Here is a 23,517-nt window from a genome sequence, read left to right as displayed (position 1 = left end):
AACGCTGGGATCTCGTGCCTTATTCACAGCCTCCTCCCCCCGTTCGGGCTGAGCCTGTCGAAGCCCTTCACTTCACTTGAAGAGAAGAAAAGCCCTTCGACAAGCTCAGGGCGAACGGAGGATAGAGCAACCCACTTGGCCGGAGGTCGCCGCTAATGGCCATGTCCGGCCCACCCTCCCACCGCCGTGGCCGGGGTCGCGCGCCGATGGCGGACATCAACGTCACGCCGCTGGTCGATGTCATGCTGGTGCTGCTCATCATCTTCATGGTGACCGCCCCGCTGCTCGTCACCGGCGTGCCTGTTAACCTGCCCGAAACGCGCGCCAAGGGTCTTGATCAGGACGACAAGCCGACCGTGGTCTCGATCGATCGCGACGGGGGCCTCTACATCGACGAGACGCAGATCAGCGACGCCGATTTGGCCGATCGCCTGGCCGAGATCGTCTCGGCCAACGCAGGCAAAGCCGAGCCGCCGCAAATCTTCCTGCGCGCAGATACAGGACTCGACTATGGCCGGGTCATGCGTGTCATGGGCGAACTCAATCGGGCGGGCCTCAACAAGGTGGCGCTGGTCAGCACCGGCGGTGAAGACGGCGCCGTCACCGGCAGTTCAGAATAGGGGCCATAGGACTCGGGCATGGAACGCGCGGAGAAGATCGGCCTTGGCGTGGCGACGGCGGGACATGTCCTGCTGTTCGGCTTGCTGTCGGTCGGATTCCTGGCAACGCCCAATCCGCTCAAGCTGAACTCGCCGCCGATGGACGTCAGCCTGGTGGACGAAGCGGCGCTGCAATCCGCCGCGCCACAAATCTCGACCCAGCCCCCCCCGCCCAGCGTCGCGCCGGAAGCAGGCCCGACCGAGGATGCGGCACCGGCTCCTGTACCGGAAACGGCGCCCATTCCTGAACCCCAACCAACACCCGCGCCGCCGCCGCCAAAGCCTGCTCCGGCCAAAAGGGACGTGGCGAAGGTTCAGTCAAAACCCAAGCCCGCACCTGAAAAGCCCGCAGCGAAGCAGACGCCCTCAAAGGCGAAACCTGCCCCTGCGGCGACCAAGGCTACCCAAAAGCCTGCCGCAAAGCCCAAGCCAAACGCTCCTGCCCGGGCGTCCGGCCAGGGCAAGGCCGAAAAGCCGCGCGGCTCGCTGCTCGGCAAGGATTTCCTGAAGGGCATCAACACCGAAGCCGACGCCCCGCGCAAGGCCGCACCGCCACCCGCTGCGACCATGGGTCCCGCGCAAAAGGCTGCGCTTGATCGCCTGATCGGCGATCAAATCTATCGGCATTTGAAGCTTCCCTCCGGCGCGGACGTCGAGCAGTTGGTGGCCTTTCTGGAGGTGAAGATCGACCGCAGCGGCCGCGTGATCGGCCGGCCCGAGGTGATCGATGTGCAGGGTCAGACCGCCAGCAACAAGCCGCAAGTCTCGATCTACAAGGAACGCGCCGTGCAGGCGGTCATGCAGGCTTCCCCTTTTCAAGGGCTGCCCGACGAATATTATGAACAGTGGAAATGGCTCAAACCCTTGAGAGTCTACGCAAGGAAAGCGCGATGAGAAGCTTTGGAATAACCGCACTGCTCGCCCTTTGCGCAGCCTTTACCAGCCCTGCGATGGCCCAGTTGTCGGTCGATGTGACCGGCGACATCGACAGCAACCTCAAGATCGTCGTGCCCGCCCTGCCCCCGCAGGCCGAAGTTTCCACGCCTGCCGGTTCGTCCAGCGAACTTGGCCGCAAGATCGCCGAGGTAATCGCCTCCGACCTCAAGGGCTCGGGCTTGTTTGATCCGTCCGGTCCGGGCGGCATCCCTGCCATCGGTTTCCCCGAAGTCACCAACCCCGCCTACGACAAGTGGGGCGCCTATCAGGCGCTGGTGCAAGGCTTCGTCCGCACCACAGGTGGAGAGGCGGACATCACGGTTGGCTGCTATCTCTATGACGTGGCGCTCAAGCAGGAACTGACGCGCCAGGGCTATGTCGTCGCCCCGCGCGATTGGCGCCGCGCCGCGCATAAATGCGCCGACGCCATCTATGCGCGCCTTTCCGGCGAGAGCCCCTTCTTCGACAGCCGCATTGCCTATATCGCGGAAAGCGGGCCGAAGGGGAACCGCACCAAGCGCCTCGCCATCATGGATAGCGATGGCGCGAACCACCGCTTCATCACCAATGGCCAGTCGATCGCCCTCACCCCGCGCTTTTCGCCTGACTACAAGTCGATCGTCTATGTGAGCTATCTGGGCAGCCGGGTACGCATCTATGTCTATGACATCGGCACCGGCCGCCAGCGCCTGGTCACCGAAAGCAACAATGCGACCTTCGCGCCGCGCTGGTCGCCCGATGGCCGCAACATCCTCTTTTCAATGGCGGTAGCAGGCAACACCGACATCTACCGCGTGTCGGCCCAAGGCGGCCAGCCCGTCCGCCTCACCACGGCGCCCGGCATCGATGTCGGCGGAAGCTATTCGCCCGACGGCACCCGGATCGTCTTTGAAAGCGATCGTTCGGGCAGCCAGCAGGTCTATGTCATGAACGCGGATGGTTCGGGCCAGCGCCGCATCAGCCATGGCGGGGGTCGCTACGCCACGCCCGAATGGAGCCCGCGCGGCGACCTGATCGCCTTCACCAAGATCAGCGGCGACATCAAGATCGCCGTCATGACGCCGGAGGGTGGCAATGAACGCATCCTCACCAATGGCTGGCAGGATGAGCAGCCGACCTGGTCGCCCAACGGCCGCGTGCTGCAATATTTCCGCACGAGCCCCGGTCGCGACGGTGCCAGCCAAGTCTGGCAGGTCGACCTGACCGGCGTCAACGAACGCCGCATTCCCACGCCGCTCAGCGGCTCCGACCCTGCATGGGGTCCGCTGCTGCCCTGACAGGGAACCACTTCATCGCGCAAGCGTAACGACCGCATAGACTTTTTTGAGGAGCCTCCCATGAAACTCAACCGCCCCCTTCTGATCGCCGTGTCCGTGCTGGCGCTCGCTGCTTGCGGCAAGAAAGCACCCAAGGACCTGCCGCCCCCGCCCGCGACCGACAACAGCGCCCAGACTGGCACCGGGACCGGCACGACCACTGGCTCGGTCAAGGGCAGCCAGGAAGATTTCGTCGCCTCGGTTTCGTCCGACCGCATCTTCTTCGACACCGATCAATATGATGTCGATGTGCAGGACCAGCAGACTTTGCAGAGTCAGGCGGCATGGTTGCAGCAGAATCCCAATGTTCGCGTCACGATCGAAGGCCATGCGGACGAGCGCGGCACCCGCGACTACAATATCGCGCTGGGTGAACGCCGCGCCAACGCCGCGAAAAACTATCTCGCGTCGCTGGGCATCGACCCCAGCCACATCAACACGGTCAGCTATGGCAAGGAACGCCCGGCGGCGCTGGGTTCGGATGAATCCGCCTGGGCACAGAACCGCCGCGCGGTGACGGTGACTGTTCAATATTAAAAGCCTTCGGGTCGCACCAGGCTTTCAGGAAGTCCGCCGGTCCCGACCGGCGGACTTTTCTATATGAGAATGTTGGCAGCAAGCGCTGAGGGTGAGCGGCTCCGCTTGGGGAGCGCTCACGAATGGCGGCGCGTCCTAAGCCTGCTTGCGCCGTTCAGCGATGCGACGAGTGAGGAGTTGCATCATGTTGACGGTGATCTCGACCGCGGCTTCGGGGACGCCTTCGAACAGCTGCTGCGACAGATAATCCAGCCGTGCTTCGATCCGTGCGGCGAGGTCGCGGCCCGCATCGGTGAACTCCACCCGGTTCGATCGCTTGTCTTCCGGATGCGGCAGGCGCTCGATCAATCCCATCGCCGCCAGCCCATCCAGCGTCCGCACCAGTGACGGCTGGGTAATGCTCAGCTGATCGGCAAGGTCAGCCTGTCGTACGTCGGGTCCCAGCCGGGCGAGATGCACCAGGCACCAGCCCGCGCTGGAGGACACGCGCAATTCCGCCAGAGCTTCGTCGGCCAGATGCCGCCAGCCGCGCGCGACCAGCGGGAACTGTTGCACCAACCCCTGCGTCAGACCGGAACTAGACATCAGGATAATCCCACGGTGGCGCGGCCGGTCATTGGTGGAAACGTCGGCTTAAACGCGCCGCGTGCCGGAAAAGCCCGCCACCCCGAACGCGCCCAGTTGCATGGTGCCGTTGATCGCGTCGCCTTCCACGACCGCTTCGCATTCCATCGTGATGGGCATGGGCATCGTCATATTCATCTTCCAGTTGAGCTTGTCGCCATCGACCTTGCCCTCGGCGACGTCCAGCGACCCCATCATGCCCGCGAAGGTGCCGTGGAAGCTGTTACCATTGCTGATGACGGTGAATACGCCCTTTTGATCGCCCAGAGGGGTCTTTGCCACGCAGTCATAAGCGCCATCGACATTCGCCATCACTTCATCTCCTCAAAGCAGCCTCAATCGGCAAGGGTTCCCATTTCGACGGGCAGGCCCAGCGCGTCAAGCTGCGGCCGGACGAGTTTTGCATCGCCCACGACGACCCAGATCAGCCGGGCGGGATCGATCGCCTCGCGCGCGGCCTTGTCAAGGTCGGCGGCGGTCATGGCGCGGTAGAGTCCCGGCAGCGTTTCATAAAAATCGTCCGGGCGGCCCAGCAGACGGTTGCGCATCATCGCCCCCATCAGGTCTGACGATGTTTCGAAACTGCCCGGCAGCGACAGGATCTGGCTGTTGATGGTCTGGTTACGTTCAGCCTCCGTCGTGCCCTTGGCAGTCAGAAAGTCGGCTATGTCTTGGCGCGCGGCCGCGATGGACGCGCCGGTCTTGTCGGTCTGGACAGGGGCGTAGACCAGCAGGGGGATGGTTTCCTTGACGCCGGGCAGGCTCGTGCCAGCGGAATAGGCCCAACCCTTCGTTTCGCGCAGGTCCATGATCAGCCGCGAGGTTGAGCTGCCACCCAGAACTTCGTTGGCGGTCTGCAGCGTCAGCGGATTGTCGGTGCCCTGCTTGCCCGTCAGCAGGCCCGCCAGGATCATCGATTGGGGGCTTTGCGGCTTGTCGACCAGGATGATCCGCGCCGGGCGCGCCATCCGGTCCATGCGGAAGAGCTTCGTGCCTTTGGCCACCGCAGGCGCTTTCCAGTCGCCGAAGCGTCTTTCGAGCAGCGCCATGATTTCGGCCAGACTGGTGTCGCCGGTGACGAAGATGGTGGCATTGTCAGGCCGCATCCACTTGTCGTGGAAGGCAACAAGATCGGCGCGGGTGGTCGCCTTGACGCCGCTTTCCGTGCCCGACCCGGTAAAGGGGATGCCGTAGGGATGCGCGGCGCCATAGAGCAAGGGCGGCAAAAGGCGCTGGGCGATCGGCATCGGCGCGGTTTTCTCGGCAGCGATGCGGGTCAGTAATTGGCCCCGGATGCGTTCGACCTCGGTCAGAGCGAAAGCCGGATTGCGGATCACGTCGGCGAGCAGTCCGAGCGACGCGTCGAGATTGGGCTTGAGCGCATAGAGGCCGACATTGGTGCTATCCATGCCATTGCTCGCGCCGATCGACGCCCCCAGCCGTTCCTGTTCTTCCGCGATCTGCACCGAACTGCGCGTCTTCGTGCCCTCATCCAGCAGGGCCGTGGTCAGCGCGGCCGTGCCCAGTTTTGCCTTGTCATCGGCAGCATTGCCCGCGTCGAAGGATACCGACACCCGCACGACGGGAACGGTTGCGCGCCGGGCGAAGACGACGGGAATCCCGTTCTTGAGCTTCCCCTCTTCGACAGCGGGGAAATCCAGATCCTTTACCGGCTCGATCGACGGTTCGGCGATGCGGGTGGGCGGCGGCGGCGTGGCAGCAACCGGCGCGAGCTTTTTGGGATCGCGGAAATAGGCGGGGTGGTGCGTGGCGTTGCCCGCGAGCGCATTATCCTCTGCCGTCCGTTCACCGGGCGCCACGGTCAGCCGGAATACGGGACGACCAAGCCATTTGCGGGCGGTGTCGCCCACCGACTGCGGCGTGGCGGCGGCGTAGAGGGCGAGGTCCTTCTTATATTTCCCCGGATCGTCGGAATAGACCGCACCTTCCGCCAGGGTCACCGCCTTGCCACTGAAGCCGCCAACCTTTTCCAGACCGCCGATCGTACCCGACAGCTGCTGGGTCGCGGCGCGTTGAACCTCGTCGGCGGTGGGACCCTTGGCGAGATAGTCGGCCAGCAATTGGTCGAGCCGCCTGCCAACGGCGGCGGCATCCTGCCCCGGCTTCACGTCAACGGTGATTTCCGCGATCGACAGCTTTTCGAACGGTTGGATGCTGGCCTTGACGCCGACGGCCACTTTCTCGTCGCGCACCAATATATTGTCGAGGCGGGATGATTTGAGGCCACCGAACACCGACATCGCCAGGTCGAGTTGGGGCAGGTCGGCCGAGTTGACGCCCGGCACGATCCAGTTGCGGTAGAGCCGGGTCGCCGCGACATTGTCGTGCATCAGCTTGTCGACTTGCCTGTCGAGCGTTGGCACGGTCGCGTCCACATCCTTGGGCGCGGGACCGGCCGGGATGTTGCTGAACCATTTTTCGACCTTCGCCCTGGCGGTCGGCACGTCGATATCGCCCGCCAGCACCAGCACGGCGTTGTTGGGGCCATAATGGGTCTTGAACCAGTTTTGCACGTCGGCAAGGCTGGCTGCATTCAGGTCCGCCATCGATCCGATGGTCGAATGGCGATAGGGATGGCCTTCGGGCAGCATGGCGGCGAGCTGGGCATATTCGACCAGACCATAGGGCTCATTCTCGCCCATCCGCTTTTCATTCTGCACGACGCTGCGCTGCGCATCGAGCTTGGTTTGCGTCACCGCGCCGAGCAGGTGACCCATGCGGTCGGATTCGAGGAACAATGCCCGGTCGAGCGCGCCGGTCGGCACCGTTTCGAAATAATTGGTGCGATCGAACCAGGTCGTACCGTTCCAGTCGGTCGCACCTATATCCTCCAGCCGTCCAAAGAAAGGCCCGTCGGCATTTTCGGAACCATAGAACATCAGATGTTCGAACAGATGAGCAAAGCCGGTCTTGCCCGCAGGCTCGAAGCGCGAGCCGACATGATACCAGACCGACACCGCCACCACGGGAGCCTTGCGATCGGTATGCACGATGACGCGCAGGCCGTTTTTCAGCGTGAACTGCTCATAGGGAATATCGACGGCGGAAACGAGGCTGGCGAGCGGGGCTGGAGCCGTCTGAGCCGCTGGTGCAGCGAGGGCGACGGGGACTGGAAAGGCGATGATCGACAGGCTCAAGGAAGAAAGGCCAAGCGACAGAGCCAGGCGACGCGAGGTGGAGGAAAAAGTCATGGGCGCCCTCATCGAAGCTGGAGATAATAGCCGGGGAGGCGGCAATGGACGCCCGCAGCATAGCGGCGCATGGGGACGGCGCAATATGCATTGGAGGGACGGCGCGTCGGGATCGGACGCTTATCTCCCTCTAATATGGGCAGGTTTGCGCCGGGAAGGCGAGCGATGCTAAGGATAATTGCGTAGCGCCTCTTGTGTGTCATTTATGCAACATTACATCGTGGCTAGTTTCACGAAGGGCTTCCTATGAACCTCGAAAAATTCACTGACCGCGCCAAGGGCTTCCTGCAATCGGCGCAGACTGTCGCGATCCGCATGAGCCATCAGCGGATCAGTCCTGAGCATCTGCTGAAGGCACTCCTGGAAGACAATCAGGGCATGGCGTCCGGCCTGATCAAGGCGGCGGGCGGCGATCCCGCTGTCGCACTGCGGGAAACCGATGCGGCACTGGCCAAGGTGCCTGCGGTATCGGGCAGCGGGGCGCAGCAGACGCCGGGGCTGGACAATGACGCGGTGCGGGTGCTGGACAGCGCCGAGCAGGTCGCGGGCAAGGCTGGGGACAGCTTTGTCACGGTCGAGCGGCTGCTCCTTGCGCTTACCCTCGCGACCACCTCGGCGGCGGGCAAGGCGCTGGCGGCAGCGGGTGTGAAGGCGGAAGGATTGAACGCCGCGATCAACAATCTGCGTGGCGGGCGCACGGCTGACACAGCGGGCGCGGAAGATCGCTATGATGCGCTGAAGAAGTTCGCGCGCGACCTCACCGAAGCGGCGCGCGAGGGCAAGCTGGACCCGGTGATCGGGCGCGACGAGGAAATCCGGCGGACGATCCAGATTCTGGCGCGGCGGACCAAGAATAATCCCGTGCTGATTGGCGATCCGGGCGTGGGCAAGACCGCGATTGCGGAGGGCCTCGCGCTGCGCATCGCCAATGGCGACGTGCCCGATACGCTGAAGGACCGCACATTGATGGCGCTCGACATGGGCAGCCTGATCGCGGGGGCGAAATATCGCGGCGAGTTCGAGGAGCGGCTGAAGGGCGTGCTGGACGAAGTGAAGGGCGCGGAAGGGCAGGTCGTGCTGTTCATTGACGAGATGCACACGCTCATTGGTGCGGGCAAATCCGAAGGCGCGATGGACGCGGGCAATCTGCTGAAACCTGCCTTGGCGCGCGGGGAGCTGCACTGCATCGGCGCGACGACGCTCGATGAATATCGCAAATATGTTGAAAAGGACCCCGCGCTCCAGCGGCGGTTCCAGCCGGTGTTCGTGGGCGAGCCGACGGTGGAGGACACCATCTCCATCCTGCGTGGGCTCAAGGAGAAGTACGAACTCCACCATGGCGTGCGCATCACCGACGGGGCGATCGTGTCAGCGGCAACGCTCTCCAACCGCTACATCACCGACCGTTTCCTGCCGGACAAGGCCATCGACCTGATGGACGAGGCAGCTTCTCGCCTGCGCATGGAGGTGGAGAGCAAGCCGGAGGAGATCGAAAATCTCGATCGGCGGATCATCCAGCTTAAGATCGAGCGCGAGGCGCTGAAGAAGGAGACGGACAAGGCATCCAAGGATCGGCTCGACGCGCTGGAAGAGGACCTCGCGAATCTTGAGGAACAGTCGGCGGCGCTGACGCAGCGCTGGCAGGCCGAGAAGGACAAGATTGCGGGCGAGAGCAAGCTCAAGGAACAGCTGGAGGCCGCGCGCGTCGAGCTGGAACAGGCGCAGCGGGCGGGCGACCTCGCCAAGGCGGGCGAGCTGGCTTATGGCCGCATCCCCGATCTGGAGCGCAAGATCGCCGAGGCGGAGGGCGCGACCGAAGGCGCGATGCTGCGCGAGGAAGTGACTCCGGAGGATATCGCCTCGGTCGTGTCGCGCTGGACGGGCATTCCTGTCGATAAGATGATGGAGGGCGAGCGCGAGAAACTGCTCGCCATGGAGGAAGAGCTTGGCAAGCGGGTGATCGGGCAGGCCGATGCGGTGAAGGCCGTATCGACCGCCGTACGCCGGTCGCGCGCGGGCTTGCAGGACCCGAACAGGCCGCTTGGCTCGTTCCTGTTCCTCGGCCCCACGGGCGTCGGCAAGACCGAGCTGACCAAGGCGCTCGCCGGATTCCTGTTCGACGACGACAGCGCGATGGTGCGCATCGACATGAGCGAGTTCATGGAGAAGCATTCTGTCGCCCGGCTGATCGGCGCGCCTCCGGGCTATGTCGGCTATGAGGAAGGCGGCGTGCTGACCGAGACTGTGCGGCGGCGGCCCTATCAGGTCGTGCTGTTCGACGAGGTGGAGAAGGCGCACAGCGACGTGTTCAATGTGCTGTTGCAGGTGCTGGACGATGGCCGCCTGACCGATGGGCAGGGCCGCACGGTCGATTTTACCAACACGATTATCGTGCTGACGTCGAACTTGGGCAGCCAATTCATCGCTTCGCTGGCCGACGACGAGCCTGTCGAAAAGGTCGAGGATCAGGTGATGGACATCGTCCGGGCGCATTTCCGGCCGGAGTTCCTCAATCGTCTGGATGAGGTCATCCTGTTCCACCGGCTGGGTGCGAGCCATATGGCGCCGATCGTCGATATTCAGGTCGCGCGGATCGGCAAGCTGCTGAAGGATCGCAAGGTGGTGCTGGACCTGACGGACGGCGCGCGGGCGTGGCTGGGGCGGGTCGGTTATGATCCGGTCTATGGCGCGCGGCCGTTGAAGCGGGCGGTGCAGCGTTATTTGCAGGACCCGCTCGCCGACCTGATCCTGCGCGGCGAGGTGCCGGATGGATCGACGGTTCGGGTTGATGAGGGTGACGGCGCGTTGAAGCTGGGCATCGCATGAAAAAGGGGCGGCAGTTGCGACTGCCGCCCCTCTTTTTGTTCGATCCGTAGACGGTCAGAATGTCACTGATGCGCCTATGAAGAAGGATCGACCAAGCGGGTCATAGGTGGCTGGGAAGGTGTTGCCGCTGTTTTCCGCCGTGCCACCATAATCATTGCCGACGACCGGCGGCTTCTTGTCGAACAGGTTGTTAATGCCGCCGCGCAACTGGAAGCGTTCAGCGACGCGAACGGTGCCGCTGAGATCGAAATAGCTGCGGGCACCGATCACCGGAACGACGAAGTCCGCCGGATCGGCTCCGTTCAGGACAATGTCATCCTTGGTGAGCTTGCCGATATAGCGCCAGCGAAGCAGCAGGCTGACCGGACCATAATCCAGCTGCGTGTTCTGAACGAACTGCCACTTGGGCTGCGGACGGAGGCAGGTCTTCCCTACCAGACCGACGCAATCATAGGATGGGAAAATGGCGGCCGGTTGGTCCACTGACTTGATCGCGCGGGTGGCGTTGATACCGAATTGCAGACGGGCATCCTCGCCAATCCTGAACTGATAGGCGGCGGCGATGTCGATGCCGGTACGCTTCAGCGATGCTGCGTTAAGCGTGCTTGCGTCCACCCCGGTTTCGGTTCCCCCGCTGAGCGACCCGTTGATCGGGTTGCGGCTGATCAACTGACAGAAGAAACCATTGGGATCCTGTTCCTGTTCGTAGCAGGCATCGACAATGACCTGTTCCGAAAACTGGGTGATGGCATTTTTCACCTTGATGTCGAAATAGTCGATCGACGCAGTGAAGCCGGGCAGCTGACGCGGGGCCAGAACGAGGCCAACGCTGAAAGTATCGGATTTTTCGGGCGTCAGAGTAGGATTGCCGCCGACATAATTGTTGATCTGTCCGGCGATCGGACCGTTGACGGTGCCGATGCGTCCCGCGGGAACCCCCGTATCAAGGCACAACTGCGTGAGGGCCGCATTACCCACTGGATTGGCACCTGCGCAGGGATCATTTTCCAGATCGCCCGTGCTGGATGTGCGCGGTTCGCCCAGTTCCTGGAGGTTGGGCGCCCTTACGGCCCGCTGGTACAAGCCGCGAACGCGCACGCCCTCGGTCGGCTCCCACTCGCCGCCAGCCTTGAACGTCCAGTTGGTAAAGCTGTTTCCAAATGTGCCGCCCGTAACGAGGTTGGTGACACTGCTGTTATATTTGGAATAACGCAGGCCGCCCTCGAATGTCAGGGCTTGCGCGAAGGGCATGTCCTCCAGCAAGGGCACGCGGATTTCAGCGAACAGCTCCTTCACCGTATATTTGGCGTCGATGGGCGATTGCGCCCCGAAGCCCGGCGAATTGCCCGCGATCAGGTTTGCATCTGGGCGGGACACCGTCTTTTCCCGGCGATATTCCGCGCCGACCGCGAAACCAGCGGCAGACGTCGCGGTGGGGAGCGTGAACAGATCGCCCGCGAGCGAGCCGCCAGCCACGAACTGCGTCGTCTTGTCATTCGCTTCCAGGTCGAGGCGGATGAACTGCCCCGCTTCTGGTGTCAAATTGCCCGCGCCGAAGAGGTTGACGGGCACACAGCCATTGCTGGGGTCGATGCAGGTGGGCACGCCGTTCACATTGCGGACCAGCAGCCCCTGCTGCGTCTTGGCGAAATCAATATCGTTCAGATACTGCTGGCTGCGCTTCACCTGACCATATTGAGCGAAGACTTCGTAATTGAGGGAGTCGGTGATGTCTCCGCGAAGGCCGCCGACAAATTGCAGCGCCTTGTTGCGATAGATGGAATCGCGCGTGCCCAGTTCGGTGGTGCGGCGCCCGAAGGCAATGTCCACGTCGCCGTCACTATCGGCATCCAGCGGCGCTAATACGCTGCGGGCCTGATCGGACAGGAAGGGGTTGTCGAGGTTCACGGTGAAGGGAAAGAAGAAGGTGCCCGACGGCGCGAGGATCGTCGTGACCTTCGTATCGATATAGGACACGCGGCCAAAGAAGCGGGCGGCATCGGAGAATTCATATTTGAGCAGGGCATGCGCCTGGTATCGTTCCTGCGGCACCTGGAAGAGATTGTAGGGATTGAAATTGAACGATCCGATCACCGGCCCCAGATCGCCATTCGGCCTGAATTGGGCAAAGCAGTTGCCGTCATCGATATCGGCCTGCGAACAGATGGTCGGGAAGCTGTCGGAAATATTGCCCGGCGTGTCGGTCAGGCTGCCTGAAGGCTGAAGATCCGCCTGTCCCAGCGCAAATTCGGAAAAGCTGCGCCGACCCTGGCTAAGGGCGGCCTGCTTGGTATAGCCGCCGTTCACGACGATATGCCCGCGCCCTTCATTGAAGCTGGTGCCGTAGGTCAGGCTGGCGTCGAATGTCCGCGCGTCGCCACGGCTCGTGATGCCATATTGCGCGTCTGCCTTGAAACCCTTGAACTCGTCATCGAGGATGAAGTTGACGACACCCGCCACCGCGTCGGACCCATAAACAGCCGAAGCGCCGCCGGTCACGACGTCCACGCGCTTAATCAAAGCCGCGGGAATCATGTTCACGTCGACGATGCCGTCCTTATTAAAGGGGACGAAGCGCTTGCCATCCACCAGAACCAGCGTCCGCTGCTCGGTCAGATTGCGCAGGTCGATCGTCGCCGCGCCTTCGTTGCCATTGTTCGTCTGACCGCCAATGCCCGGAACGGCCTGGGGAATGTCGCGCAGCACGTCCTCTACGGAAGTGGCCCCGGACAGCTTGATCGTATCGGCCGAAATGACCGAAATGGGCGAATTGGACGTCAGGTCCGGCCGGGAAATACGGGACCCGGTCACAATGATTGTCGCCTCTGGTTCTTCGGCCACGGTGCCAGCCGGAGTATCCTGCGCAAAGGCAGGAGCGGCGAGCGCCGCAAAACCGGCGCCCGCGCATGCGAGCGCTTGCAGCGCTGCGCTATTGCGCAGCCACGCATTATTCGAAATTTTCTTCACGATCCAGTCCCTTGCTCTGGAGCGACGCAAGCAAACCTGCGCCCTTGATTTTGACGCATGAAGGGGGACCTTGGAGCCCGACAGCAAACCCCTCTTCATCCGTGCTCGGGATAGTCTGCGCAGTCGTTTTATGCGTGTAAAGCAATGCTGCTGGCATTAGCGCACTTTGCTGTTTCACTGTCGTAAATTTACCACATAGGCGACAAGCGCGGTTTTACGTTCGTTTAACAACTTTATTTGGCGTCATTCATGGCCGACGGAACTTTGATGCTCTGCCATTGCCACAGGTTACACTAAGTTGCGCGAATGCATCTCAGATCAGTTGGCTGGCATTGGTCCGGTGAGCAGAAGCGGGTCGATCCGCGCCTCGTTCCAGCGCAAACCCCAGTGAAGATGCGGACCTGTCGCGCGGCCAGTCGCACCAACCGCGCCGATGCGCTGACCTTGGCGGACGGCTTGGCCAAGCTGCACGTCGATGCGCGACAGATGGAGGAAAGCGCTGCTGAGGCCTTGGCCGTGGTCGATGATCAGCAGATTGCCCTCCAGCGAGAAGAGGTGATCGGCCGCCAGCGTCACCACGCCGTCAGCAGGCGCCAGAACGGGATCGCCGGTCGTCCCGGCAATATCGATCCCGCCATGATAGGCGCCGGGGATGCCCTGATAGACGCGCTGCGATCCGAACAGGCCGGAGATACGGCCGACGCGCGGCCAGAGGAAGCGCTGGCGCCAGCCTTGAGCCCCGGTTTCCTGCGTGCGGGCCGCAGCGATTTGCGCCAGTTCCGGGCGGCGCAGCGCGAGGAAGGCTTCATTGTCGCGCACCGGGCGGAGCGGTGTATTGACGCGCTCTATCCGCCAGGCGCGTGGGGCGATGCTGATGGGCTGGTTGATGATGCGACCGTCGGAGAGGCGGGCGGTGAGCTGTGCCTGCGGCCCGGCGTCACGGTCGAAGGCGATGAGGAAGCGGCCATCGGGATCGACGCGGACGAGTTGATTGTCGAGGCGCAATTCCGCCGTCGCGGGTGGCGCTGTGCCGGTGAGCGTACCGCCCTGTTGCGGAGTGCCTTGAAGGGTGATGCTGGCGGCGGGGACGGGAGCCGGATCGCTCGCCGCGCCCACACTGCCGGTTATCAGCAGCAGCGCGGCTACCAAGCGCTTCATCGCAGGCCGCGCGCCTTCAGCTCCGCTTGGGCCGAGGCTTCGGCGCTGGCATAGGGTTCCTGCCGGGCGATGCTCCAATAGCGCAGGTCGTCGAGCGCAATTTTCTGGCCAGTGACGGCGCAGACGACATGGTCGCCCGCCTGAAGCACTCGGAAGCTGTAGGCCATATAATGGAGGCGGGCCGGACGATCGCGGTTGGACATCAGCATGGGATCAGGCGGCCTTTTTCACATTCATGCACATCAGGAGAACAGGTCCTGCTGGCGGGTTTCGCCGCCTTCCTGCGATTTGCGGGAAGGGCGGGATGAAGGGGATATAGCTTGCGGCGGCGCCTTCTCAAGGGCTGGCGATGACGGGCCGCCGTCCACTGTCGCCGCGACCGCGCCATCGTCGAAATGGAGCGACACCGTACCTGCCGCACGGGCTTCATCGACTGTCTTGACGAGGCGGTCCCCCGCCATGACGCGGGCGAAGCCGCGCTTGAGCGGCAGGTCGGGATTGACCGAGACTAACAGGCGCGACAGGCGGTCGAAGGCGGTGGCGCGGTCGTGAAAAACGCGGGTCAGATAGTCGGGGCGCAGGCGCTGGCGGTCGAGACGCTCCTTCGCGCGGTTCAGATGCTGGTGCAGGAGCGCGGGACGGAGCGCACCGCCAGCTTGCCCCAGATGCGCGCGCGCGTCCGCGACCCGGTGGCGCAGGCCATTGCCAAGATCACCCGACAGCTGGTCGAGCCGCTGACGCTGAGGCGCAAGCAGCATGTCGGGCGTGGGCATGAGCCGGGCCTGCACCTCCAGCCGCTCGCGCGCCTGCGCAGCACCGCGACGCACCGCACGGTTCATGCGCAGGCCCTGTTCGGTCAGCATCGCCATGAGGTCGGCGCGTACCGGCACCGCCATTTCGGCAGCGGCGGTCGGCGTGGGCGCGCGCATGTCGGCGGCATAGTCGCAAAGCGTCGTGTCGGTTTCATGTCCGACGGCGGAGATGATCGGGATCGAACATTCGGCCACGGCACGGACGACGATTTCCTCGTTGAAGCTCCATAGATCCTCAACCGATCCACCGCCGCGCGCGACGATGACGAGGTCGGGACGGGGAACCGACCCGCCGGGCTGCATGGCCGAAAAGCCGCGTACGGCGCGGGCCACCTGCTCGGCCGCGCCCTGTCCCTGCACCAGCACCGGCCAGAGCAGGACGTTGGTCGGGCAGCGATCTTCGAGGCGGTGGAGAATGTCGCGGATCACGGCGCCGGTGGGCGAGGTGACGACGCCGATGGTGCGCGGCATGAAGGGGAGCGGGCGTTTGGCGGAGCGGTCGAACAATCCTTCGGCAGCAAGCTTTGCTTTAAGCTTTTCGAGCAACGCCATCAGCGCGCCCTCGCCCGCCAGTTCCATCCGCTCGATCACGATCTGATATTTGGAGCGGCCGGGATAGGTGGTGAGCTTGCCGGTGGCGATCACCTCCACGCCGTCCTGCGGCGCGAAGGGCAGACGCTGCGCCCCGCCCTTCCACATCACCCCGTCAATGACAGCATTATCATCCTTCAGGCAAAGATAGAGATGGCCTGACGCCGCCCGCTTGAAGCCGGAAATCTCGCCGCGCAGCCGGACATGGCCGAAGCGATCCTCGACCGTGCGCTTCAATATGGCCGACAATTCGCTCACCGAAAGCGGCGGCGCGTTGTCCCCCGCCCGTTCCTCGGCTAACAGGCGGCCCGATGCATCCAAACCAGCTTCATATTCCGGGGACATGGGCGAAATGAACATCCTTTTGTTGGGCAGCGGCGGCCGCGAACATGCTTTGGCCTGGAAGCTGGCGCAATCACCCAGCCTCACGACCCTTTATGCAGCGCCCGGTAATCCCGGCATAGCCCAGCATGCGACATTGGTCGACCTGGATGCCACGGATCATCGTGCGGTGGTCGATTTCTGCCTGCGCCATTCGATCGGGCTGGTGGTGATCGGGCCGGAAGCGCCGCTGGTCGATGGGCTGGCCGACAATTTGCGGGTCAAGGGCTATCCAGTATTCGGGCCGGGCAAGAAGGCGGCGCAGCTGGAAGGGTCGAAGGGCTTCACCAAGGATTTGTGCAAGCGCGCACACATTCCAACCGCCGCCTATGAGCGCACCCACAGCAAGGACGGCGCGATCGCGGCGCTTGGCGACTTCGGCCTGCCGGTGGTGATCAAGGCCGATGGCCTGGCGGCGGGCAAGGGCGTGATTATTGCGGAGACGCGCGATCAGGCTGTCGAAGCGATCGAGGACATGTTCTCCGGCGCGTTCGGCGCGGCAGGCGCGGAAGTAGTCTTGGAAGAATTTATGACGGGCGAGGAGGCGAGCTTCTTCGCACTCACCGACGGCAGCGCCATCCTGCCCTTCGGCTCCGCGCAGGACCATAAGCGGGTGGGCGACGGCGATACCGGACCCAATACCGGCGGCATGGGGGCTTATAGCCCGGCACGGGTGCTGACGTCCGAGCTGGAAGCCGAAGTGATCGAGAAGATCATCCGGCCCACCGTTGAAACGTTGGCCGCAGAGGGGACGCCTTATTCGGGCGTGCTTTATGCCGGGCTGATGCTGACCGACGAAGGGCCGAAGCTGATCGAATATAATGCGCGTTTCGGCGACCCGGAATGCCAGGTTCTGATGATGCGCTTCGACGGCGATCTGGTCGAGCTGCTGCTGGCGGTGGCGCAGGAACGGCTGGCGGAGCAGGGGCCTGTGAAGCTGGCTGACCGGACTGCGTTGACGGTGGTGATGGCGGCGAATGGCTATCCGGGCACGCCGGAAAAGGGCGGCGCGATCGGCGGCATAGACGCGGCCGAAGCGGGCGGCGCGCGGGTGTTCCATGCAGGAACGGCGGACAAGGATGGCGTGCTGGTCGCCAATGGCGGGCGTGTGCTGAACGTTACGGCGAGCGGCGGCAGCGTGGGCGAGGCGCAGGCAGCAGCCTATCGGGCCGTGGATGCCATCGACTTCCCGACCGGATTTTGCCGTCGCGACATTGGCTGGCGCGAAGTGGAGCGCGAGGGGCGCTGAGACCGTCCAATACGGGCTCTTGCCGATTGCGCGCCAGCGCCCTTAGATAAGGGTCTGAAAACAGGAGGGAGCGTGATGCAGGAATTTTTCATGGACTTTGGCCTGTGGCTGCTGATCGGCTTGCTGGTCCTGATCGGCGTCGTGTTCCTGCTGTCGGGGCGCAAGACGCCCATCGACAATGCCCCGCCCGAGCGTGCCCCCATTGTGGAACGGCAAGAACCGTCGGCCGCGCCCGCCCCCGCAGAGCCGGTGACCGTTGCACCCACGACAATCGCGGCTGAACCTCAGCCTGTAGTCGCGCCGGTATCACCACCGATTTCCGCTGCCCCGGCAGCAGCGCCCACATCGGATGCGCATGACAATCTGCTGAGGTTGAAGGGGGTCGGCCCCAAGCTCAACCAGTTGCTGATCGAGCTGGGCGTGACCCGCTATGCGCAAATCGCCAATTGGAGCGAAGCCGACATCGCGGCGATCGATACGAAGCTTGGCAATTTCAAGGGTCGGCCGGTGCGCGACCAATGGGTTGATCAGGCGAAATATCTGGCGGCTGGCGATACTGCCGGGTTCGAGGCAAAATACGGCAAGCTTTAGGCGCCGTCTGCATTCACCGTATCCAGATCATGGCGCATGCGAGATGGACGAAGCCCATGAAGGCTGAGATGGTTTTCTCGCATCGTAAGGCGATCCTACGGAAGCGTTTGAGTTTGTTGAAGAAGCATTCGACCTGATGGCGCTCCTTGTAGAGCCTCCAGTCAATGGGCGGCGCGACAGCGCGGCTGGGATTGGCCTTGATTTGAGCGGTTGCGCCGAGTTCACCGGCGATGAAGGCGCGTAGCGGATCGGCGTCATAGGCGGCATCGGCAATGACATGATCAACGTCCTTGAGCCCGGCCAGGAGGGACTGGGCCTGCGGGCAATCGCCATATTGCCCCGGCGTTGGATGGATGCGCAGCGGCAGGCCGATCGCATCGACCACGGCATGCAATTTGGTTGTCAGCCCGCCACGCGAACGACCGATGGCGGCACTTTGAGCCCCCCTTTTGCGCCCGCCGCGTCGGCGTGGACCTTTGAGATCGTGCTGTCGATCATGACATACTCAAAGTCGGGCGTATCGGCCATGGCATGGAAAAGCTCTTCCCACACGCCATTGTGAGACCAGCGGCGAAAGCGGGCATGCACCCCCGTCCACTTCCCGAAAACCTCAGGAAGATCCCGCCAATGCGCTGCGTTGCCCGCCATCCACAAGATCGCATCGACAAACAACCGGTTATCCACTCCGCTCCGGCCCGGCATGCCAGATCGCCCGGGAAGATGCCCTTTGATCCGCTCCCACTGGTCGTCCGTCAGTGCACGTCTGCTCAATGATCGTCTCCTTCGACAACCTTGAATCAGAACTTCAACTCAATGGGAATCCTGTGAATGCAGACAGCGCCTAGGGCGTAGCGAGCGCCGGTGTTAGCTTCGGCTCAGGAAAAAACGATAGGCGATCGGACCACGTAACGCGCTCTTTCAGCCTTGCCCTAGCAGTTCGCGGGCGCGGGGGGCGAGGCGCTGCGTCGCTGCTTCATGGATGCCGGGGGCTGTGCAGAGGAGGCCGAAGGCGGTGGGATCTGGGCGGTTAAAGGACAGAGGGACGCCGAGCGCGTCGGTGACGGTTGCTCCTGCTTCCTGCGCGATGAGGGCGGCGGCGGCGACGTCCCATTCATTGCCCCAACGGACGGTGGCAACAAGGTCGGCCTCATCGGCGGCGACCATCGCCATGCGCAGGGCTATGCTGTTGGGCTTGTGGACAGTGACGAGGTCGCGGTCGTAGCGGGGGAGCTGGTCGGCGGGGACGCGGGCGCCGGGCAGGATCATGCGGGACCCTGCGGAAAGCGTGCGGCCGTTGCGGGTGGCGCCCTCCCCCGCCCGCGCGATCCACAATTCGTTGCGGGCAGGCGCGGCGAGGATGCCGATGCGCACCGCGCCATGTTCGACCAGTGCGACCGACACAGACCAGCCCGGACGACCGCGCAGATAGTCACGGGTGCCGTCGATGGGATCGACCACCCAGACGCGGGCAAGGTCGAGGCGATGGACGGTGTCGGCGGTTTCTTCGGACAGCCATCCAGCGGTGGGGTCGATGATGCTGAGGCTCTGGCGGAGCATCTCGTCAATTTCGAGGTCCGCCTCGCACACAGGATGGCCGGGGACCTTTTCCCACTGGCGCACCTGTGTCTGGCCGCCCGCCCAGAGGGTGAGCGCCCGGTCGGCCGCGTCCGATACCGCGCCGACGAGCGCGCGCAGGTCGATCTCAGCCCCCGGCAACGGTCATCCCGTCGATGCGGATAGTGGGCACGTTCATGCCGTAGCGGAATACAAGGTCATTCGCCGGGACCAGGGCGCGGAACATGTCCTTCAGATGGCTGGCGATCGTGATTTCCGAGACTGGGCGGGTGATCACGCCATCCTCGATCAGGAAGCCCGCAGCGCCACGGCTATAATCGCCAGTGACCCCGTTCACGCCCATGCCGATCAGTTCGGTGACATAGAGGCCACGCTTGATGTCGGCCATCAAGGCAGTGGGAGAGATGTTGCCCGGTTCCATATGCACATTTGTGACGCCCGCGCCGGGCGCGCCGCTGCCGCCCCGGCTGGCATGGCCGGTGGGCTGGAGGCCAAGCTGGCGGGCGGAAGCGCTTTCCATCAGCCAGCCAGTCAGCACGCCCGCATCGATCAGGGCGCGGCGGGCGACCGGCAGCCCCTCACCGTCGAAGGGGCGCGAGCGCATCCCGCGTGGGCGGAGCGGATCATCGATGATGGTGATGGCGCTGTCGAACAGCTTCTCCCCGAGGGAATCGAGCAGGAAGCTAGAGCGGCGGGCGATGGCGGGGCCGACGATACCGCCGATCAGATGGCCGAGCAGGCTGGAACCAATGCGCGGGTCGAAGATGATGGGCAGCACGCCGCTTTCGAGCTTGGCGGGGTTGAGACGGGCGACGGCGCGCTCCCCCGCGCGAGCGCCGATTGTCGCGGCATCATCCAGATCAACCAGATGGCGGACGCTGTGGCTGGCATGGTCCCGCTGCATGTCCGCGCCGGTGCCCGCAAGGACGCTGGCCCAGGTCGAATGGCTGGTGCCCGCATAGGCACCGGCAAAGCCGTGGCTGGTGGCGAGCGCAACCTGGCTGCGACCGTTGGATGCACCGCCGCCTTCGCTGTTGGTAACGCCAGCGACGGCGCGGGCGGCTTCCTCGACAGCGAGGGCACGCTCACGCAGTTTTGCGGGTTCGGGCTCGCTCGGATCGGCAAGGTCTAGTGCGGGCAAGGCGCCGCGCAGCAGCCGGTCTTCGGGCGCGAGGCCGGCATAGGGATCTTCCGGCGCCTCCCGCGCCATGGCGATGGAGCGGTCGACCAGCGTGCTCAAGGTCGCGGGATTCATGTCCGACGCGGCGATGCTGGCGGAGCGCTGGCCGACGAAGACACGCAGGCCGATTTCTTCGCCCTCCGATCGCTCCACATCCTCCAGCGCGCCAAGGCGCACCGCGACCGTGGTCGAGGCATTGCAGGCGTAGATGGCGTCGGCCGCGTCAGCCCCGGCCCTGCGTGCCGCCGTCACCAGATCCTGCGCGCGGGACTGGGCTTCTTCGAGGCTGAGCATGGGTGCGGGGCATTCCTGCTGAAGGGTGAGGCGTCAGGTCATGGGCCTTACGCGCTTGGACCCGGCTGAGCAACCTGCGCATCGGCCCAATATTTGAGGAGATGGTAAGCGACAGCCATTGGCGGAGGCGAGGTGAAAGGCGCGTCTGAATCCCCTGCCAATGCGGCGCGGACCCCGGTTGCGTCGCACCAGAATGCATGCTGAATCTCGGTCTCGTCCAGCGTCAGCGCATCGTCGTCGGCTTGGGCGACACAGGCGATCATGAGCGATGATGGGAAGGGCCAGGGCTGGCTCATCACATAGCGGACGGAGTGGACGGTGACGCCTGCCTCCTCCTTGATTTCCCGCATGACAGCTTCCTCGATGGTTTCCCCCGGTTCCACGAAACCGGCAAGCGCGGAATAGAAGCCCTGCGGCCAGCTATGCTGCCGCCCAACCAGTACGCGGCCGTCATGTTCGGCCAGCATGATGACGACGGGATCGACGCGAGGGAAATGTTCCGCATCGCAGGCGCCGCAGCGACGCGCCCAGCCCGCCTTTTCCGGACGGGTACGCGATCCGCAGACAGAGCAGAAGGGATGGCGGCCGTGCCAGTGGACGAGGCTGCGTGCTGCGCCGTAGAGCGCGACTTCGTCGGCGGGTACTTCGGTGACGATGGAGCGGCTGCGGGCGCTGGGGATGAAATTGCTGCCATTTTCCTCGGCGAGGTGGACGAACACCGGGCGTTGCGCTTCGTCGAGGCCAAGGAGGAGGTAATCTTCGGCTCGAGCGTCGGGAGCCAATGGCTCCATCCGCAGATGACCGTCCTGCGTGACCGGATCGAGCCCGTCGAGGACGAGGCAGCGGGCATTGGGATTGGCGAACGCCTGCGCCGCAAGGTCCGGGTTGACGCGGATTTGATCGGCACGGTCCAGACGGCCGCCTGCATAACCAAGCTGGTCAGGGGACATGGGCTTCATTCTCCTTTCATCGCCGCTTGCGCCGCGCGGCGGAACAGGGTGGGCAGACCCGCCTCGTCTATTCGAGAGAGCGGCCACCATTCGCCGTCTTCGACAGGCAGGCTTTCCTTTGCCACTTGAGTGACATGAACGGTCAGGGCCAGTGAGAAATGCGTGAACACATGGGCGACGGGTTCGGGCAGCGTTTTCCACGATGCCGCAAAGGGCGGCGTCGCGCCGGGCGTGGCGCTCCAGTCCGAAGAGGGAAGCGCGCGCATGCCGCCCAGAAGGCCCTTAGCCGGGCGGCGGATCAACCAGACATGGCCGTCCGCCCGCTCGATCCACCAGCTATGGCCGATGCGGTGCGGTTTCGCCTTCTTCGCGGCCTTGACTGGGAAGGCGGCGGGATCGGCGGTGCGAAAGGCGGCGCAATCCTGCCGCAACGGGCAAATGCCGCAGGCAGGGTTGCGAGATGTGCAGATGGTCGCGCCAAGGTCCATCATCGCCTGTGCGAAGTCACCGGCGCGGGCATCGGGCGTGATGCCGTCCGCAGCGGCGCGGATGGCGGGGCGGGCAGCGGGCAGCGGCGTGTGGATGGCGAACAGGCGGGCGACGACGCGCTCTACATTGGCGTCCACCACTACGGCGCGGCGGCCAAAGGCGATGGCGGCGACGGCGGCAGCGGTATAGGCGCCGACGCCAGGGAGGGTCCGCAGTCCTTCTTCATTGTCCGGGAAGATGCCACCATGCTGATCCGTCACCGCGCGGGCGCAGGCGAGCAGGTTGCGGGCGCGGGCATAATAGCCAAGGCCCGCCCATGCCGCCATGACGTCGGCATCCTCCGTCCCAGCGAGCGCCGCCACGGTAGGCCAGCGATCCGTGAATTTCGCAAAATAGGGGCCGACGGCGGCGACCGTCGTCTGCTGGAGCATGACTTCGGACAGCCAGACGCGATAGGGGTCCGCCGCATTCGCCCCCGGCGGGGCACGCCAGGGCAGGCGGCGGGCGTGGACGTCATAATGCGCCAGCAGATCTGTGGCGATTTTCATGAGGTTCCGCTCGACGTCCATGGCCGCCCTATGCCATTAAGCAGAGCATGACGGAACGGCCCGCGACACCCAAATTGAAAAGCCGCATGCAAGCAGCGGCGGAACGGCCCCGCATCGGCGGCCCGCGCCAGATTGCCGACCTGATGCCGCAGATCGGCGCTGCCGCTTTCCGCAAGTTTGGCTTTGTCCAGTCGAGCATCGTGACGCGCTGGGCCGAGATTGTGGGGCAGCATTATGCGGAGATTTCCGCCCCCGAATCGATCCGCTTTCCGGTGGGCAAGAAGGCAGGCGGGACGTTGCAACTGACGGTGATGAGCGGCCATGCGCCAATGATCCAGCATGTCCTGCCGGACATCATCGATCGGGTGAACCGCTTCTTTGGCTATGCCGCCGTGGCGAAGGTCGCGATGAAGCAGGGCGAGGTGCGCGGTTCCACGCCCGAACGCCGCCCGCCGCCGCGCAATTTAAGGCCGGTGCCGGTAGAACTTGGCGATTCGCTGCGAGACATTGGCGACCCCGAATTGCGCGCCGTTCTGGAATCGCTGGCCCAAGGGCTTGTCAATTCCAATGGTTTGCCGAAAATCAGCTGAATTATTCAATTGCCGTACAGGGGCGGCGCTTC

20 protein-coding genes are annotated in these 23,517 nt (G+C 64.0%); 8 read left to right on the top strand and 12 right to left on the bottom strand.

Annotated features, from left to right (window positions below; translation table 11 throughout):
- Positions 1 to 155: 155 nt before the first annotated feature.
- From tolR to pal, 4 genes are read left to right on the top strand one after another with little or no spacing between them, the layout of a single operon-like run.
- The gene (gene tolR / locus ACZ5U1_RS11980; protein WP_464778601.1) at positions 156 to 620 is read left to right on the top strand and encodes a protein TolR; all 465 of its coding nucleotides are present in this window, start codon (positions 156 to 158) and stop codon (positions 618 to 620) included.
- A gap of 18 nt (positions 621 to 638) precedes the next feature.
- A complete protein-coding gene (locus tag ACZ5U1_RS11975) occupies positions 639 to 1,553 on the top strand; it encodes a cell envelope biogenesis protein TolA (protein WP_464778600.1) in 915 nt (304 codons plus the stop codon).
- The gene (tolB, locus tag ACZ5U1_RS11970; RefSeq protein ID WP_464778599.1) at positions 1,550 to 2,872 is read left to right on the top strand and encodes a Tol-Pal system beta propeller repeat protein TolB; all 1,323 of its coding nucleotides are present in this window, start codon (positions 1,550 to 1,552) and stop codon (positions 2,870 to 2,872) included. Before ACZ5U1_RS11975 ends, tolB begins: the two co-directional genes overlap by 4 nt.
- A gap of 60 nt (positions 2,873 to 2,932) precedes the next feature.
- Positions 2,933 to 3,448, top strand: a complete 516-nt coding sequence (gene pal, locus ACZ5U1_RS11965) for a peptidoglycan-associated lipoprotein Pal (protein WP_464778598.1) — start codon at positions 2,933 to 2,935, stop codon at positions 3,446 to 3,448.
- 135 nt (positions 3,449 to 3,583) lie between these two features.
- Here the strand turns inward: pal and ACZ5U1_RS11960 are convergent, their stop codons facing one another.
- The 3 genes from ACZ5U1_RS11960 to ACZ5U1_RS11950 are packed head-to-tail and all read right to left on the bottom strand — an operon-like array spanning position 3,584 to position 7,284.
- Positions 3,584 to 4,033 (bottom strand): MarR family winged helix-turn-helix transcriptional regulator, encoded by a 450-nt coding sequence (locus ACZ5U1_RS11960; RefSeq protein ID WP_464778597.1) that lies wholly within the window; start codon positions 4,031 to 4,033, stop codon positions 3,584 to 3,586.
- Positions 4,034 to 4,081: 48 nt separating this feature from the next.
- Positions 4,082 to 4,384 (bottom strand): hypothetical protein, encoded by a 303-nt coding sequence (locus tag ACZ5U1_RS11955; RefSeq protein WP_464778596.1) that lies wholly within the window; start codon positions 4,382 to 4,384, stop codon positions 4,082 to 4,084.
- Between the two features lie 23 nt (positions 4,385 to 4,407).
- Positions 4,408 to 7,284, bottom strand: coding sequence for a M16 family metallopeptidase (locus ACZ5U1_RS11950; RefSeq protein ID WP_464778595.1), 2,877 nt, complete (start codon positions 7,282 to 7,284; stop codon positions 4,408 to 4,410).
- Between the two features lie 246 nt (positions 7,285 to 7,530).
- Between ACZ5U1_RS11950 and clpB the strand changes: the two genes are divergently transcribed.
- Positions 7,531 to 10,110 (top strand): ATP-dependent chaperone ClpB, encoded by a 2,580-nt coding sequence (clpB, locus tag ACZ5U1_RS11945; RefSeq protein ID WP_464778594.1) that lies wholly within the window; start codon positions 7,531 to 7,533, stop codon positions 10,108 to 10,110.
- Positions 10,111 to 10,164: 54 nt separating this feature from the next.
- On the opposite strand, the gene ACZ5U1_RS11940 is transcribed toward clpB, so the two are convergent.
- The 4 genes from ACZ5U1_RS11940 to xseA form a co-directional block, all read right to left on the bottom strand.
- A complete protein-coding gene (locus ACZ5U1_RS11940; protein WP_464778593.1) occupies positions 10,165 to 13,077 on the bottom strand; it encodes a TonB-dependent receptor in 2,913 nt (970 codons plus the stop codon).
- Between the two features lie 318 nt (positions 13,078 to 13,395).
- Positions 13,396 to 14,235: a M23 family metallopeptidase gene (locus tag ACZ5U1_RS11935; protein WP_464778592.1), complete on the bottom strand. Its 840-nt coding sequence runs from the start codon at positions 14,233 to 14,235 to the stop codon at positions 13,396 to 13,398.
- On the bottom strand, positions 14,232 to 14,444 hold the full coding sequence (locus ACZ5U1_RS11930; protein ID WP_464778591.1) for a DUF2093 domain-containing protein: 213 nt from the start codon (positions 14,442 to 14,444) through the stop codon (positions 14,232 to 14,234). Before ACZ5U1_RS11930 ends, ACZ5U1_RS11935 begins: the two co-directional genes overlap by 4 nt.
- A gap of 33 nt (positions 14,445 to 14,477) precedes the next feature.
- Positions 14,478 to 15,983, bottom strand: coding sequence for an exodeoxyribonuclease VII large subunit (gene xseA / locus ACZ5U1_RS11925; protein ID WP_464778590.1), 1,506 nt, complete (start codon positions 15,981 to 15,983; stop codon positions 14,478 to 14,480).
- Between the two features lie 7 nt (positions 15,984 to 15,990).
- Between xseA and purD the strand changes: the two genes are divergently transcribed.
- Positions 15,991 to 17,268 carry a phosphoribosylamine--glycine ligase gene (gene purD, locus ACZ5U1_RS11920; protein WP_464778589.1) on the top strand — a complete coding sequence of 426 codons (1,278 nt, stop codon included), beginning with the start codon at positions 15,991 to 15,993 and terminating at the stop codon, positions 17,266 to 17,268.
- 75 nt (positions 17,269 to 17,343) lie between these two features.
- Positions 17,344 to 17,859 carry a hypothetical protein gene (locus tag ACZ5U1_RS11915; RefSeq protein ID WP_464778588.1) on the top strand — a complete coding sequence of 172 codons (516 nt, stop codon included), beginning with the start codon at positions 17,344 to 17,346 and terminating at the stop codon, positions 17,857 to 17,859.
- A gap of 13 nt (positions 17,860 to 17,872) precedes the next feature.
- On the opposite strand, the gene ACZ5U1_RS11910 is transcribed toward ACZ5U1_RS11915, so the two are convergent.
- The 5 genes from ACZ5U1_RS11910 to mutY form a co-directional block, all read right to left on the bottom strand.
- Positions 17,873 to 18,630, bottom strand: a protein-coding gene (locus ACZ5U1_RS11910) for an IS5 family transposase (protein ID WP_464778136.1) whose coding sequence is annotated in 2 segments (ribosomal slippage) — positions 17,873 to 18,312 and positions 18,312 to 18,630 — 759 coding nt in all. Because the reading frame shifts where the segments join, the coding sequence is not laid out codon by codon here.
- Positions 18,631 to 18,777: 147 nt separating this feature from the next.
- The gene (locus ACZ5U1_RS11905) at positions 18,778 to 19,575 is read right to left on the bottom strand and encodes an inositol monophosphatase family protein (protein WP_464778587.1); all 798 of its coding nucleotides are present in this window, start codon (positions 19,573 to 19,575) and stop codon (positions 18,778 to 18,780) included.
- Positions 19,562 to 20,908, bottom strand: coding sequence for a TldD/PmbA family protein (locus tag ACZ5U1_RS11900; protein WP_464778586.1), 1,347 nt, complete (start codon positions 20,906 to 20,908; stop codon positions 19,562 to 19,564). The genes ACZ5U1_RS11905 and ACZ5U1_RS11900 overlap by 14 nt, the downstream gene beginning before the upstream one ends.
- A 47-nt stretch (positions 20,909 to 20,955) precedes the next feature.
- Positions 20,956 to 21,858: an NAD(+) diphosphatase gene (nudC, locus tag ACZ5U1_RS11895; protein ID WP_464778585.1), complete on the bottom strand. Its 903-nt coding sequence runs from the start codon at positions 21,856 to 21,858 to the stop codon at positions 20,956 to 20,958.
- Between the two features lie 5 nt (positions 21,859 to 21,863).
- A complete protein-coding gene (gene mutY / locus ACZ5U1_RS11890; RefSeq protein WP_464778584.1) occupies positions 21,864 to 22,916 on the bottom strand; it encodes an A/G-specific adenine glycosylase in 1,053 nt (350 codons plus the stop codon).
- 26 nt (positions 22,917 to 22,942) lie between these two features.
- On the opposite strand from mutY, the gene ACZ5U1_RS11885 reads away from it, so the two are divergent.
- A complete protein-coding gene (locus ACZ5U1_RS11885; protein ID WP_464778583.1) occupies positions 22,943 to 23,485 on the top strand; it encodes a DUF721 domain-containing protein in 543 nt (180 codons plus the stop codon).
- Positions 23,486 to 23,517 lie beyond the last annotated feature (32 nt).

The organism is Sphingobium sp. TomTYG72 (genome assembly GCF_055394715.1).
This window is presented reverse-complemented; position numbering and strand designations above follow the sequence as displayed.

Bases quoted from the DNA above. Each gene is read 5' to 3' on its own strand.
- nudC (WP_464778585.1), bottom strand. From the start codon at position 21,858: ATGTCCCCTGACCAGCTTGGTTATGCAGGCGGCCGTCTGGACCGTGCC.
- ACZ5U1_RS11960 (WP_464778597.1), bottom strand. From the start codon at position 4,033: ATGTCTAGTTCCGGTCTGACGCAGGGGTTGGTGCAACAGTTCCCGCTG.
- mutY (WP_464778584.1), bottom strand. From the start codon at position 22,916: ATGGACGTCGAGCGGAACCTCATGAAAATCGCCACAGATCTGCTGGCG.
- ACZ5U1_RS11930 (WP_464778591.1), bottom strand. From the start codon at position 14,444: ATGCTGATGTCCAACCGCGATCGTCCGGCCCGCCTCCATTATATGGCC.
- ACZ5U1_RS11955 (WP_464778596.1), bottom strand. From the start codon at position 4,384: ATGGCGAATGTCGATGGCGCTTATGACTGCGTGGCAAAGACCCCTCTG.
- ACZ5U1_RS11935 (WP_464778592.1), bottom strand. From the start codon at position 14,235: ATGAAGCGCTTGGTAGCCGCGCTGCTGCTGATAACCGGCAGTGTGGGC.
- purD (WP_464778589.1), top strand. From the start codon at position 15,991: ATGAACATCCTTTTGTTGGGCAGCGGCGGCCGCGAACATGCTTTGGCC.
- ACZ5U1_RS11975 (WP_464778600.1), top strand. From the start codon at position 639: ATGGAACGCGCGGAGAAGATCGGCCTTGGCGTGGCGACGGCGGGACAT.
- ACZ5U1_RS11950 (WP_464778595.1), bottom strand. From the start codon at position 7,284: ATGACTTTTTCCTCCACCTCGCGTCGCCTGGCTCTGTCGCTTGGCCTT.
- ACZ5U1_RS11900 (WP_464778586.1), bottom strand. From the start codon at position 20,908: ATGCTCAGCCTCGAAGAAGCCCAGTCCCGCGCGCAGGATCTGGTGACG.
- ACZ5U1_RS11915 (WP_464778588.1), top strand. From the start codon at position 17,344: ATGCAGGAATTTTTCATGGACTTTGGCCTGTGGCTGCTGATCGGCTTG.
- pal (WP_464778598.1), top strand. From the start codon at position 2,933: ATGAAACTCAACCGCCCCCTTCTGATCGCCGTGTCCGTGCTGGCGCTC.
- ACZ5U1_RS11885 (WP_464778583.1), top strand. From the start codon at position 22,943: ATGACGGAACGGCCCGCGACACCCAAATTGAAAAGCCGCATGCAAGCA.
- tolB (WP_464778599.1), top strand. From the start codon at position 1,550: ATGAGAAGCTTTGGAATAACCGCACTGCTCGCCCTTTGCGCAGCCTTT.
- clpB (WP_464778594.1), top strand. From the start codon at position 7,531: ATGAACCTCGAAAAATTCACTGACCGCGCCAAGGGCTTCCTGCAATCG.
- xseA (WP_464778590.1), bottom strand. From the start codon at position 15,983: ATGTCCCCGGAATATGAAGCTGGTTTGGATGCATCGGGCCGCCTGTTA.
- tolR (WP_464778601.1), top strand. From the start codon at position 156: ATGGCCATGTCCGGCCCACCCTCCCACCGCCGTGGCCGGGGTCGCGCG.